The organism is Sneathiella limimaris (genome assembly GCF_012932565.1).
Classification (GTDB): Bacteria; Pseudomonadota; Alphaproteobacteria; order Sneathiellales; family Sneathiellaceae; genus Sneathiella; species Sneathiella limimaris.
Window position 1 is genome coordinate 1,969,027 of record NZ_JABBYJ010000001.1, and the last position, 13,031, is coordinate 1,982,057.

A 13,031-nucleotide genomic window follows, 5' to 3' on the forward strand; every position below is an offset into this window, starting at 1 on the left:
ACAGTAACATGCGCGTAATCCGCAAGGATAAAACCATCGGGTGCCTTGTAATCGAAACCCAACCGGTCTGCTTTGCGGAGAGTTTCAAAAGAAGGGGGAGATAGAGCTAGGAACTCAGGAAATGATGTGCTATCCAACCGGCGTTACTGGCGGAATCAGGCCAATAAGCTGTCTTATTAGACAGGTTTTAGTCGGATGGAGGCCAGTGTAATGAGCAGGAAGAAAATAACCTGCCTTTCGATTGGCGAGTAGTCGAACTTGGAGTGACCCGCATGAGCAAGCAGAGCCCGGAACAAATTGATTTCTTTAACGCAGATCTTAGCAAAACAGATGTTGAAGTTTTTGCTGCGATTGAGCAAGAGCTGGGGCGTCAACGCGACCAGATTGAACTGATCGCTTCTGAAAATATTGTCAGCCCTGCTGTCATGGCGGCGCAAGGCTCTGTTCTGACAAACAAGTATGCGGAAGGCTACCCAGGGCGTCGCTATTATGGTGGCTGCGAATATGTAGATATTGTTGAAAATCTTGCAATTGAGAGAGCTAAAAAGCTCTTTGGGTGTGAATTTGCTAATGTCCAGCCAAACTCTGGCTCGCAAGCAAACCAAGGCGCGTTCATGTCATTGATCAAGCCTGGCGACACCATTTTGGGGATGTCACTGGCTGCGGGTGGTCATTTGACGCATGGGGCAGCACCAAACCAATCCGGAAAATGGTTTAACGCCGTTCAATATGGTGTTCGCAAAGATGATCATTTGGTTGACTTTGACGAAGTTCGCGCACTCGCTCACGAACACAAACCTGCTTTGATCGTAGCGGGTGGTTCTGCCTACCCACGTATTTTTGATTTTGCCAAGTTCAGAGAAATCGCGGACGAGGTAGGTGCCTATCTGATGGTTGATATGGCGCATTTTGCAGGTCTTGTGGCTGCAGGCCTACATCCAAACCCATTTCCGCATGCGCACATCGCGACAACAACAACTCACAAAACCTTGCGCGGACCTCGGGGCGGTATGATCCTCACAAATGATGAGGCGATAGCCAAGAAAGTGAACTCAGCTATTTTCCCAGGTATCCAGGGCGGCCCCCTGATGCATGTAATTGCTGGCAAGGCAGTAGCTTTTGGAGAGGCTTTGACACCAGAATTTAAGGGCTATGCAAAACGGGTCAAAGATAACGCCAATATATTGGCTGAAACTCTCGTTAAGCATGGGCTGGATATTGTCTCTGGCGGAACAGATACACATTTGTTGCTGGTCGATCTGCGCCCGAAAAAGCTGACCGGTAAGGCAGCTGAGCATTCCTTGGAAAATGCAAATATTACCTGTAACAAAAACGGTATTCCGTTCGACCCTGAAAAACCAATGATTACCTCAGGCGTTCGTCTTGGATCTCCAGCGGCAACAACTCGTGGCTTTGGCGTTGAGGAATTTGCAAAAGTTGGTGACTTGATTGCCGAAGTTCTTGACGGATTGGTTGCAAATCCGGAGGATAATAGCGCAGTTGAGGCAAAGGTGCGGGCAGACGTCAAAGAATTGTGTGACGCCTTCCCAATTTATGCGTCTCTCTGATCAGCGGGTATAATCAGTGCACCCGTTTGGAGCGGGTGCATTTAGATTTAGGGGAGCAAGTAAATGCGTTGTCCATTTTGTAACAGTGAAGAAACGCAGGTTAAGGATAGTCGTCCAACTGGAGACAATACGGCTATTCGGCGTCGCCGGGCCTGCACAGATTGCGGAGCGCGTTTCACCACATTTGAGCGCGTACAGATCCGTGAACTCACCGTCGTAAAGAAAAATGGACAGCGAAGCCCTTTCGAAAGAGAAAAGCTGGAGCGGTCAGTGATGATTGCAACACGCAAACGTCAAGTGGACCCAGAAAAGATCGACCGGATGATCAACGGGATCGTTCGCCAGTTGGAAAGCAGTGGGGATCAGGAAGTATCCTCTGAAAAAATTGGAGAGCTTGTGATGGAAGGGCTTTCCCATATTGACAGCGTCGCTTATGTTCGCTTTGCATCCGTGTATAAGGAATTCAGGGAAGCAAAGGATTTCGAAGAATTTATTGGCGATCTGCACAGTGAAGTCACAAACTGATCAGAAAAAAAGCGATCAAGATTATATGAAACTGGCCCTGCGTCTGGCGGCGCGAGGCTTAGGGCGTGTGGCCCCAAATCCCGCGGTAGGCTGTGTTCTTGTGAAAGACGGTCTGATTGTTGGGCGAGGCTGGACCCAGGATGGCGGCAGGCCTCATGCGGAAGTTGTTGCCCTTAAACAAGCTGGAAATAATGCAAAAGGAGCAACGGCCTACGTCACACTTGAACCTTGTTCTCATCACGGTAAATCACCCCCCTGTGCTGAGGCGCTTATCAAAGCTGGTGTGAAAAGAGTTGTTGCTGCGCTTCGAGATCCAGATGATCGGGTGGATGGCGAAGGTTTTTCTCTCTTGCAGGACGCTGGCATTGAGGTGCTTGAAGATGTGCTTGAGCCTGAAGCGTTGGATACTAATTTAGGTTTCATACTCAATAAAACCATTAGTCGCCCCAAAGTCTCCCTCAAATTTGCAACAAGCCTGGATGGGAAAATTGCAACAAAAACAGGGAGTAGCCAATGGATCACTGGTGGAGAAGCCCGGAGGTATGCACATCTTCTACGGTTGAAGTATGATGCTGTTTTGGTTGGAATTGGAACGGCGCTAGCCGATAATCCACGACTGGATTGCCGGTTAGCTGGGCTCAACAGTCATTCGCCTGTTCGAATAGTTGCTGATAGTCACTTGCGGCTCCCTTTGACAAGCGAGTTGGTGAAAACTGCCAAAACAATTCCGCTATGGATTATTACGGCAGCTGAAAATGATCAGGATCGTGTTGAAGCCTTCGAAGATCTTGGTGTTCGGATTATCGAAACAGATCCCGGTGATAGTGGTTATCCTGACATGAAATTGGCCCTGGAGCAGATTGCTGAGCTCGGAATTACCAGATTACTTGTCGAAGGTGGTTCCCATCTGCAGGCATCATTGGTAAAAGAGGGGCTTGTTGATCAAATATACTGGTTCAGAGCCTCCAAATTAATTGGAGGGGATGGTATCCCGGCAATGCAGTCAATTGGATTGACTGAAATTGCGGAGGCACCGTTACTGGATCAAATCGACAGCCGTCAGGTTGGAGAAGATCAAGTCGAAACCTATATTCTTCGGAACGAATAGAGCATGTTTACCGGAATTATTACCGATGTAGGGAAAATTGCCTCCCTGGAAAAAAGTGGCGATACAAAGATAAAAATCACAACCGCTTTTGATACGGATGATATCGATATCGGGGCTTCCATTGCCTGTTCCGGTGTTTGCTTGACCGTTACCGATAAAGGTGAGGACTGGTTCGCAGCCGAAGCCTCTGACGAAACGTTGTCCTGTACCAATCTTGGAAACTGGAAAGTCGGTTCCCTGGTTAATCTGGAGCGAGCTCTGAAAATTGGCGATGAACTCGGTGGTCATATCGTGACAGGGCATGTGGATGCTGTGATCGAGGTCAAGGCGCTGGAGACAATCAAGGACTCCACAAAAGTGACCTTCACGTTGCCAGCTTCTTATGCCGCCTTTGTCGCCGCAAAGGGATCTGTGACTCTGGACGGGATTTCTCTGACTGTAAATGAGGTTGGGGATGATTTCTTCTCTGTGAACATTATCTCACACACTAAAGCCCATACGTCTTTTGCTACTTTGGAAGTCGGGCAGCAAATCAATATGGAAATTGATGTTCTGGCGCGCTATGTCGCTCGTATGAATGAGGTTAAAAACTAAAATGTCAAAAATGGAAGGCCTCTCCAATATTGAAGAGATTATCGAAGATGCTCGCAACGGCAAGATGTTCATTCTTGTTGATGCCGAGGATCGGGAAAATGAAGGCGATCTTGTCATCCCTGCACAAATGGCGACACCAGATGCCATTAATTTCATGGCAAAATACGGCCGCGGGTTGATCTGCCTTTCCATGACGGAGGAGCGGATCCGGGAACTGGACTTGCCTCTGATGGCGCAATCTAATGCGTCTCGTCTACACACTAATTTCACCGTCTCTATTGAGGCGAGGGAAGGTGTGACAACTGGTATTTCAGCAGCAGATCGCTCACATACGATTTCGGTTGCGATTGATCCAACGAAAGGGCCGCAGGATATCGTCAGTCCTGGTCACGTCTTTCCGCTAGTCGCTCGTGAAGGCGGGGTATTGAGGCGGACAGGGCATACAGAAGCCGCTGTTGATATTTCGCGCCTTGCCGGTTTGATGCCTGCGGGTGTTATTTGCGAGATCATGAATGATGATGGGACGATGGCCCGTCTTCCAGATTTGATTGAGTTTGCAAAAACGCATGACCTGAAAGTCGGGACGATTGCTGACTTGATTGCGTATCGGCGGATTAATGACAGCCTTATTAGTCGGGAAGTCGAAGCTGATATTAGCAGTATTTACGGTGGAGATTGGAATATGATTGTTTATTCCAACAAACCGGAATATGCGGAGCATGTGGCGTTGATCAAAGGTGATATCAGCACGGATGAGCCGATTATGGTTCGAATGCATGCCATGAACCCGCTAGGTGACGTTTTGGGTGAGACAGACGAAAATCCAACTCTGCTCCAGGATGCCATGGCTCAGATTGATGAGGAAGGACGGGGTGTTGTCGTTCTCATTCGCGAACCACGTCCTATGGCGTTATCTGATAAAGTCCGAAAGAAAGTCGGAGAACCGCCCAAAACTCGGAATGATCTGCGGGATTACGGGATTGGTGCGCAAATCTTGCTTGACCTTGGAGTGAAAGATATGGTCCTTCTCTCCAATACTGAAAGAAATATTGTCGGGCTGGATGGATATGGTCTTTCCGTTTCTGAGACACGGCCAATAAAGGTGAAGAATTGATGAGTATGGAAGACATTCATGTCCTGATTGTCGAAGCCGACTTTTACCGCGATATATCGGATGCGCTTTTGGAAGGTGCTAAAAAAGAGTTGGATAAGGCTGGCGCGACTTACGATATCGTACAAGTCCCAGGATGTCTGGAAATTCCAGCAGCTGTCAGTATTGCAATGAAAGCCATGGAGTATACGGGTGGCCGCCGGCGTTATGATGCCTATGTTGCGCTTGGCTGCGTTATTCGGGGCGAAACCAGTCACTATGACACGGTATCAGAAGAAAGCGCACGCGGTCTTCTGGACTTAAGCAAAGATTATTGTCTGGCCGTAGGGAATGGAATCATCACCTGCGAAAATGAAGATCAGGCTTGGGCCCGCGCTCGCCATACGGAAAAAGATAAAGGTGGCGGAGCTGCAAAAGCAGCACTTGCCATGCTGGCCTTGAAACAGAAATTTGGATTGTTCCCACGATGAGCAACAAATCTGAAAAACGGGGCGATAAACATAGTCGCCGGACACTGGCCCGCTTCAGTGCTATTCAGGCACTCTACCAGATGAGCATGGAACAGGTTTCCGCTGAGGAAATCGTGGAAGAATTCATGTCCTATCGGTTAGGGGCCGAAATTGATGGTTATCAATTTAAAGACAGTGATAAGCCTTTGTTTAAGGATCTGGTCATTGGAACGGACGAGCGGCTGGCACAGATAGATGAAGAAATCCAGGCGACTCTCGATAAGGATCGCAAATTTGAAAAACTCGATCATGTGATGAAGGCATGCCTTCGGGTTGCAGTCTATGAGTTGATTGCCCGAATTGATACGAAGGCGATTGTGCTCATTACTGAATATGTCGGGTTAGCGCGCATCTTCTTCAGCAGCAAAGAACCTCTATTTGTAAATGGTGTTCTCGATAAAGTTGCCCGCAAGCTTCGTCCAGGAGAGTTTGAAAATTAGTCATGGTTTCCGGATCTAACACTTTCGGTGAATTTGATCTGATCAAAACCCTATTTGCGCCCCTTTCCGCTGAAGCGGAGGGGGCGTTTTCCTTGACAGATGATGCTGCTGTTTTCAGCCCTGCTCCGGGAATGGACGTTGTGCTAACAAAAGATGCGATGGTCGAGGGGGTTCACTATCTGGGGGGAAATGATCCTTTCGACATAGCTAGAAAATTGCTGCGCGTGAACATTTCCGACATTGCCGCAATGTGCGCAATTCCCAAAGGTTACTTGCTGGCTATTACATTAACGGAAGCTGCGACAGAAAGCTGGCTCAGGCGGTTTGCTGATGGGCTGAAGAGTGATCAGTTGAAGTATGGAATTACGCTATTGGGAGGAGATACCGTTTCATCGCCGGGTCCCATGGTGTTGAGTTTGACGATGCTCGGGGAAGCGCCAAAGGGATCTGTGCTCAGGCGGAATGGAGCGCATCCCGGCGATCTAATATGTGTGAGTGGAACGCTGGGTGATGCGGCCCTAGGGCTTCTTTCAAGTTTGGGGCGGCTAGAGGTTTTTGACTCTGATAAAGAATTTTTAGAAGGGCGTTATGTGTTGCCGCAGCCCAGAAACCTTTTAGGACCAGCCTTGAAAGGGGTTGCGAATTCCTGTTTGGATGTTTCTGATGGTCTTTTAGCTGACATTGGGCATCTATGTGTGCAATCCAATACAGGTGCACTTATTGAACGGGCGAAAATTCCTTTATCCGATGCGGCGAGAAGGGTGATCCAATCCAATTCGTCTTTCTGGCAAAACATTGTTAGTGGGGGCGATGACTACGAGCTCGTTTTCACAATTCCAGACACCCAGAGAAGTCAACTTATTGAAATAGAAGAAAAAACAGGGGTCATGATTACGGTTGTTGGGAAAATGACTGAAGAAGAGGGCGTTCATCTGATTGATGAAGATGGCTCGAAGATACCTGTTGCGACAAAAGGCTGGACGCACAGATAAAGTTAGTCGGGTGACCTACTACAATCCTGCATGAGTGCTATGCAGATATGCATGTTGTTATTTTTTTATCATTTTGGAACACTCTGACCCCATTTTGAAGTGAATTTGGAGATGTTGATGCTTGCAATGCAGTATTCCGTCAAATTGCCGACAGAATATGACCTCAACAAAGTCGGTGAGCGTGTAGCTCAAAGAATGCCTAAATTTGAAGGGCGTCCTGGCTTGACCCATAAATTTTACCTCTATGAGCCAGATGAAAATATCTATGCGCCAATGTATGTGTGGGAAAACACCCAGGCTGCACAGGATTTCCTGATGGATAGCCTTTTTGGGGATGTTGTCCAGGATTTCGGTCGCCCAAGGGTACGGACTTGGCAAATCCTTAACTTTGACTATGGGGTTTCTAAAACGGCTCCAGTTTCAATGATTACAGAGGTCGACAAAGTCTCCTCTTCCAAATCTCTTCAAAACGTCATGAATGCGGAGATGGAAAACCATCAACAAATGGTCAAAAGGAATGATTTGACTGCCCATATGGTATTGCTGGATCCAGATCGCTGGGAAATTTCCAGATGCAGCCTATGGTCCTCTTTGGAGCCATCATATGGACCTGAAATGGACTGTGTTTCCAGATATAAAGTGTTGAGTGACAAGTTTCCTCTTTCAGGCGCAGCTTAAAAAAAGTTTCTCAGCGTAACTTTTCCGTAAGTCTTCCTTGGCAGTATGTCATCAGGTTTTTTTGAGACATCTGTGAATGAGTAAGACATGCTAAGACTATTAGGGCTCTTCGGGTTAGTTGGACTGCTGACTGTTCTGGCACCAGTAACAGGGATAAATTCGGCAACTGCAGCAGCGTCTTCTTCTGAAGAGGGAGAGGAAGTTATAGAAGAGGGGCCATTTTATTTAGAGATGAAGCCGCTGAGTGTTCCAATCCGAAGAAAAAGCGGTGCCATTAAATATTACATGTTTATCAGCATGAGCCTGGAGTTTGATGATCAGGACAAGAAGAAATACTCCCGAAAGATGATCCCGCGACTTAGGGATGCTTTTTTACAAGATTTAAGTGGACAATCTGTTCTACATAAGGATAAAGCACGGGGTGTAGATTTTGAACTTGTGAAGCGCAGGCTCATTAAACAGGCATCCAAGGTTCTTGGCGATAAAGCGCCTATGGGCATGCATGTGGTCAAAGTCTTCAAAGGTAATTAGGGGCTGATCCATCGTCACCCCTTCAGTAAAGGGAGTGACTACTTTGTCTGGAAGTCGAGTAAAACTGAGCATCCTGCTGATGGCAGGTGCTCAGGCAATGCTAAACAGCACCACCTCAATTCTAATTAGCTCAGCATCTTTGGTGGCTCTTCTCCTGTTAGGAGAGGATAAGTCATTGGCAACTCTGCCTGTAACTGCTGTGGTGACTGGGACAGCACTTGCGACTATTCCCGCTTCCATGATTATGAAGCGCGCAGGGCGCAAGCCCGGCTTTTATATGGGGATATCGTTAGGTATCCTTGGTGCCAGTCTTGCCGCTTACTCCATATATATTTCTAACTTTATCGGCTTTTCGATCGGGGCAATGCTGATTGGGATGAGTACGGCCTTTGGTAACTACTATCGTTTCGCCGCTGTCGATGTGGCTGGTCCGGAAAATCGCAGTAAGGCAGTTTCCTTTGTGATGGCAGGTGGCTTGATCGCCGGGTTTATCGGACCGCAGATTGCTAAAGGCACTAAGGAAATATTCCTGCCATATACTTATCTGGGTCCCTATCTTGCAATTATCGGGCTTGGCTTATTGGCCATGCTATTTCTTGTATTCGTTCAGATTCCCAAAATGAAGTCTGAGGCTCATGACGAGCCGGCACGGCCTCTTTGGGAAATTATTACTCAGCCAACGGCGGCTATCGCGATTATTAGTGCAATGGTCGGGTATGCCGGGATGAGCTTTGTCATGACCGCAACACCGCTTGCCATTGTTGGTTGCGGTTTGACAGCCGATGATAGCTTTAATGTGATTAGTTGGCATGTGGTGGCCATGTTTGGGCCGAGTTTCTTTACAGGTTCTCTTATCGCCCGGTTTGGTGAATTCCGGATGATTGGAATGGGATCGCTGCTGGGAGTTCTCTGTGTGATTATCGCGTTGATGGGCGTGGACATCGCCAATTTCTGGCTGGCGTTGGTTATGCTCGGCATTTCCTGGAACTTCATGTTTATCGGTGGGACAACGCTGTTGACGACAACTTATCGCCCATCTGAAGCGTCAAAAGTTCAGGGGCTGAATGATTTCCTCGTCTTTGGTTCTGTCGCGACTGCTTCGCTGTCCGCTGGTATCTTGCAGCAGAAATTTGGTTGGGAAACGGTCAATTACACGGTTCTACCATTCTTCATAGCAATTGCGCTTCTAGCTTTTTATAAGAGCCGGCAACGGTCTGCCTTGGCGGCATAATTGCTAGAGGCATTAAAAAAAGCCGCTTGAAAAAGCGGCTTTTTTTAATTCTGAATCAGGATTTGGTTATCCAAGCAGAGCGTCTGTAACGAGAGACTTTTTGATCATCTCAGCGGCTTCATCAGCATCGCCCCAGCGAACGATTTTCACCCATTTACCCTCTTCCAGGTCTTTGTAATGCTCAAAGAAGTGGGAAATCTGATCCAGCAGTACGCCGCGTAAATCAGTGTAGTTCTCGATGTTGGAATAATAAGGGTGCAGGCTATCAACCGGAACACCAATGATTTTTTCATCCTGCCCAGCTTCATCTTCCATGATCAAGACCCCAACAGGGCGAGACCGTAGAACAGCGCCTGGGATTACCGGAATTGGGCCAGCAACCAGCATATCGGTTGGATCACCATCATCAGCCAGTGTATGTGGGATGAAGCCGTAGTTACAAGGGTAGTACATTGCGGTGTGCAGGAAACGGTCCACAAAAATGGCTCCAGAGTCCTTTTCAACCTCATATTTAACCGGAACACCGCCGATCGGAATTTCGATCACTACGTTTACATCCCATGGGACATCCTTGCCCGCCGAAATCTTGGAAATATCCATTTCGAAATAAGCTCCTTATAAGCTTCCTAAATTAGCTGGCGTTCGCTTAGCACGTTCGGCTCGCAGATGCCACAGAACTCTTCATAAAACAGAGATTTTTTTGAAATTACCTGTCAAAACGACCAATAGAATTTAAAATAAGAAAATCAAAATATAGTAAAACCTAAATAATAAAATAAAAATATAATTGTGGCAGTGCAGCAATGGAATTGTAGAGGGGGTAGTTTTCAGACTAAGACTTGCTAATTATCAAAAAGTAAAAACAAATAATCAATTATTATACTATAATAAAATTATATTTACTTGGAGTTTGTTTGAAATATACATGAATTTTTTAAATTAAAAACTGATAAAAATATATAAAAAAACACAGTATTGCAGAACAAATACTAATCTGTCATTCTTTCAACTGCAGTCGTTTACCCTGTGAAGTGCTTAATAGCTAAAATAGGAACATTAAGTTCCTGAATAATTTCTTTGTCGGGCAGATTGCCCGTTTGTGAATAGGGTGGGGTCATATGTCAGAACTTTTGTGGATTCCGATCATCTGTGGGGTGATCGCGTTAGTTTACGGTGTGTATGCTGGTCGTTCTGTTTTATCGGCGGATGCTGGAACAGCCCGAATGCAGGAAATATCTGCGGCGGTGCAGGAAGGCGCAACGGCATATTTGAACAGGCAGTATTTGACGATCGGTATCGTTGGCGTCGTTATTTTCGTAATATTATGGCTGTTGTTGGGAATTAAGGTCGGGATTGGGTTCTTTATCGGTGCCGTCCTTTCTGGTGCGGCCGGTTTCATTGGTATGAATGTTTCGGTGCGGGCAAATGTTCGAACCGCTGCTGGCGCAGCCAAAAGTCTGAAAGATGGTTTGGAAGTCTCCTTCAAGGCAGGTGCGATTACCGGGATGCTGGTCGTCGGGCTCGCATTGTTGGCTGTTGCGGGTTACTTTGTTGCCCTGCAGTTCATGGGGGCAGAAGGGCGCGAATTGATAGATGCCCTTGTCGCCCTTGGGTTTGGGGCCTCCCTTATTTCCATATTTGCGCGGCTAGGCGGCGGTATCTTTACTAAGGGTGCTGACGTGGGAGCTGATCTGGTCGGCAAGGTCGAAGCCGGTATTCCCGAAGATGATCCACGGAATCCTGCTGTGATTGCTGACAACGTCGGTGACAATGTGGGCGACTGCGCTGGGATGGCGGCTGACCTCTTTGAAACATATGCGGTTACAGTTGTTGCGACCATGGTTCTGGCGTCTATCTATTTTGTCGACGATATGCGGATGATGGCCTATCCCCTCATGATTGGTGGGGTTTGTATCATTACTTCTGTTATCGGAACTTTCTTTGTCCGTCTGGGTAGTAGTGAAAGCATTATGGGGGCTCTTTATAAGGGGTTCGCAGCAACGACAATTCTTTCTGCCATTCTTCTCTGGCCGATTACCTCCTACACAATTGGGATGGATACAGAATATAGCATTGGTGGAACGACTTTCACTGGAACCAGCCTCTTTTTCTGTGGACTGATCGGGCTAGTGGTTACAGGACTGATTATCTGGGTGACTGAGTATTACACATCCACCGAGTATCGTCCGGTTCGTTCCATCGCAAGATCGTCCGAAACAGGGCATGGAACCAACGTGATTCAAGGTCTCGCTGTATCCATGGAGGCAACAGCCATTCCCGCATTGATCATTTGTGCAGGTATTGTTGTCGCTTACAACATGGCGGCGCTCTTCGGGATTGCAATCGCAGTGACCACTATGCTGGCCTTGGCAGGCATGGTCGTTGCGTTGGACGCCTATGGGCCGGTGACGGACAATGCGGGCGGTATTGCTGAAATGGCAGAAATGGACGAGGAAGTCCGTAAAACCACGGATGCGCTAGATGCGGTTGGCAATACAACGAAAGCCGTGACCAAAGGTTATGCGATTGGTTCCGCAGGCTTGGGTGCGTTGGTTCTGTTCGCTGCATATACTGAGGATCTTGCCTTCTTCATTAGTAATGCATCGCCAGATCAGTATAGCTACTTCCAGGGCGTAACCCTGAATTTCAGTCTGCAAAATCCCTTCATTGTTGTTGGGTTGATCCTTGGTGGATTGCAGCCATACCTCTTTGGGGCCATGGGCATGATGGCAGTCGGACGGGCAGCCGGTTCCGTTGTTCGTGAAGTGCGTCGCCAGTTCAAGGAAATACCGGGTATCATGGAAGGAACCGGTAAACCTGACTATGGGCGTGCCGTTGACATGCTGACGAGAGCTGCAATCCGGGAAATGATTATTCCCTCCTTGCTGCCATTGCTTGCGCCTATTCTGGTGTTTGTGGTTGTTTTGCTGGTTGCTGATAAGTCAGCCGCTTTTGCGACAGTTGGTGCCATGCTGCTGGGTGTTATCATCACGGGGCTTTTCGTGGCTATCTCGATGACTGCTGGTGGCGGTGCCTGGGATAATGCCAAGAAGTATATTGAGGATGGTAATCACGGGGGTAAGGGTACAGATGCCCATGCCGCTGCGGTAACCGGTGATACGGTTGGTGATCCCTATAAGGATACTGCGGGGCCAGCCGTGAACCCAATGATTAAGATCACCAATATTATAGCTCTTTTGATGCTGGCGGTTCTCGCTCACTAATCAAAAGCTCTAACAGAAAAGCCCCCGGTTTTCCGGGGGCTTTTTTTGTGATTTTTTTTGGGGGGTTACTGGCCTGGGTTAAAGCGGCCAAAGTTTCCAAACATCTGTTCGAAGAAGCCGAGCTCATTCCCGCCTGTTGGTGTCGTGCGTTCGACCAGATCAACTTCGCGGGCATCATCCTTGTCATAATTCTTGATACTCTTGACCACTTCATTCTGATCAAATTCGATCACGATGACATTCTGCTCCAGCACCTTCTTCTCAAAAAAGGCAAAATGGGCCGTTTTCTTTCCGATATAATACCAAGCTTCTCCGGCCTGTGGGAAAGTGGAAATGGAAGAGGGAGAGCCCATCAACTCCAGTACTCTGTCTTTATTGGTCGACCCGACTTCGAGCTGGGCGACCTGTTCTTGGTCCAGGCGATAGCCTTTTTCTTCACGCACCGGTTCGCAGGCCGCAAGGGTAAGGGCCACCAAACTAACTCCCAGTGTAAGTGAAAGGAATTTTTTCATAAATGCGT

The 13,031-nt window shown here is 47.7% G+C and carries 14 protein-coding genes; 12 read left to right on the top strand and 2 right to left on the bottom strand.

The window, feature by feature from the left end; all coding sequences use genetic code 11:
* Window positions 1-272: 272 nt before the first annotated feature.
* From glyA to HH301_RS09570, 11 genes are all read left to right on the top strand, one after another.
* Window positions 273-1,568 (top strand): serine hydroxymethyltransferase, encoded by a 1,296-nt coding sequence (glyA, locus tag HH301_RS09520; protein WP_169568673.1) that lies wholly within the window; start codon window positions 273-275, stop codon window positions 1,566-1,568.
* Between the two features lie 63 nt (window positions 1,569-1,631).
* The gene (gene nrdR, locus HH301_RS09525; protein ID WP_169568674.1) at window positions 1,632-2,093 is read left to right on the top strand and encodes a transcriptional regulator NrdR; all 462 of its coding nucleotides are present in this window, start codon (window positions 1,632-1,634) and stop codon (window positions 2,091-2,093) included.
* Complete coding sequence (ribD, locus tag HH301_RS09530) at window positions 2,077-3,201, top strand: bifunctional diaminohydroxyphosphoribosylaminopyrimidine deaminase/5-amino-6-(5-phosphoribosylamino)uracil reductase RibD (RefSeq protein ID WP_206378248.1); 1,125 nt, start codon at window positions 2,077-2,079, stop codon at window positions 3,199-3,201. The genes nrdR and ribD overlap by 17 nt, the downstream gene beginning before the upstream one ends.
* Before the next feature lie 3 nt (window positions 3,202-3,204).
* Entirely contained in the window at window positions 3,205-3,795 is a 591-nt protein-coding gene (locus HH301_RS09535) for a riboflavin synthase (protein ID WP_169568676.1), read from the top strand.
* A 1-nt stretch (window position 3,796) separates the two neighbouring features.
* Window positions 3,797-4,909 (top strand): 3,4-dihydroxy-2-butanone-4-phosphate synthase, encoded by a 1,113-nt coding sequence (gene ribB, locus HH301_RS09540; protein ID WP_169568677.1) that lies wholly within the window; start codon window positions 3,797-3,799, stop codon window positions 4,907-4,909.
* Complete coding sequence (locus HH301_RS09545; protein ID WP_169568678.1) at window positions 4,906-5,376, top strand: 6,7-dimethyl-8-ribityllumazine synthase; 471 nt, start codon at window positions 4,906-4,908, stop codon at window positions 5,374-5,376. The genes ribB and HH301_RS09545 overlap by 4 nt, the downstream gene beginning before the upstream one ends.
* Complete coding sequence (nusB, locus tag HH301_RS09550; protein WP_169568679.1) at window positions 5,373-5,855, top strand: transcription antitermination factor NusB; 483 nt, start codon at window positions 5,373-5,375, stop codon at window positions 5,853-5,855. The genes HH301_RS09545 and nusB overlap by 4 nt, the downstream gene beginning before the upstream one ends.
* Before the next feature lie 2 nt (window positions 5,856-5,857).
* Entirely contained in the window at window positions 5,858-6,847 is a 990-nt protein-coding gene (thiL, locus tag HH301_RS09555; protein WP_169568680.1) for a thiamine-phosphate kinase, read from the top strand.
* A gap of 117 nt (window positions 6,848-6,964) precedes the next feature.
* Complete coding sequence (locus tag HH301_RS09560) at window positions 6,965-7,525, top strand: DUF4865 family protein (protein WP_169568681.1); 561 nt, start codon at window positions 6,965-6,967, stop codon at window positions 7,523-7,525.
* 87 nt (window positions 7,526-7,612) lie between these two features.
* A complete protein-coding gene (locus tag HH301_RS09565; RefSeq protein WP_169568682.1) occupies window positions 7,613-8,056 on the top strand; it encodes a flagellar basal body-associated FliL family protein in 444 nt (147 codons plus the stop codon).
* 43 nt (window positions 8,057-8,099) lie between these two features.
* Complete coding sequence (locus HH301_RS09570) at window positions 8,100-9,287, top strand: MFS transporter (RefSeq protein WP_206378250.1); 1,188 nt, start codon at window positions 8,100-8,102, stop codon at window positions 9,285-9,287.
* A gap of 66 nt (window positions 9,288-9,353) precedes the next feature.
* On the opposite strand, the gene ppa is transcribed toward HH301_RS09570, so the two are convergent.
* Window positions 9,354-9,887 (bottom strand): inorganic diphosphatase, encoded by a 534-nt coding sequence (ppa, locus tag HH301_RS09575; RefSeq protein ID WP_169568683.1) that lies wholly within the window; start codon window positions 9,885-9,887, stop codon window positions 9,354-9,356.
* 518 nt (window positions 9,888-10,405) lie between these two features.
* On the opposite strand from ppa, the gene HH301_RS09580 reads away from it, so the two are divergent.
* The gene (locus HH301_RS09580; RefSeq protein ID WP_169568684.1) at window positions 10,406-12,511 is read left to right on the top strand and encodes a sodium-translocating pyrophosphatase; all 2,106 of its coding nucleotides are present in this window, start codon (window positions 10,406-10,408) and stop codon (window positions 12,509-12,511) included.
* A gap of 65 nt (window positions 12,512-12,576) precedes the next feature.
* Here the strand turns inward: HH301_RS09580 and HH301_RS09585 are convergent, their stop codons facing one another.
* Entirely contained in the window at window positions 12,577-12,984 is a 408-nt protein-coding gene (locus tag HH301_RS09585; RefSeq protein ID WP_169568685.1) for an outer membrane protein assembly factor BamE domain-containing protein, read from the bottom strand.
* Between the last annotated feature and the right edge of the window lie 47 nt (window positions 12,985-13,031).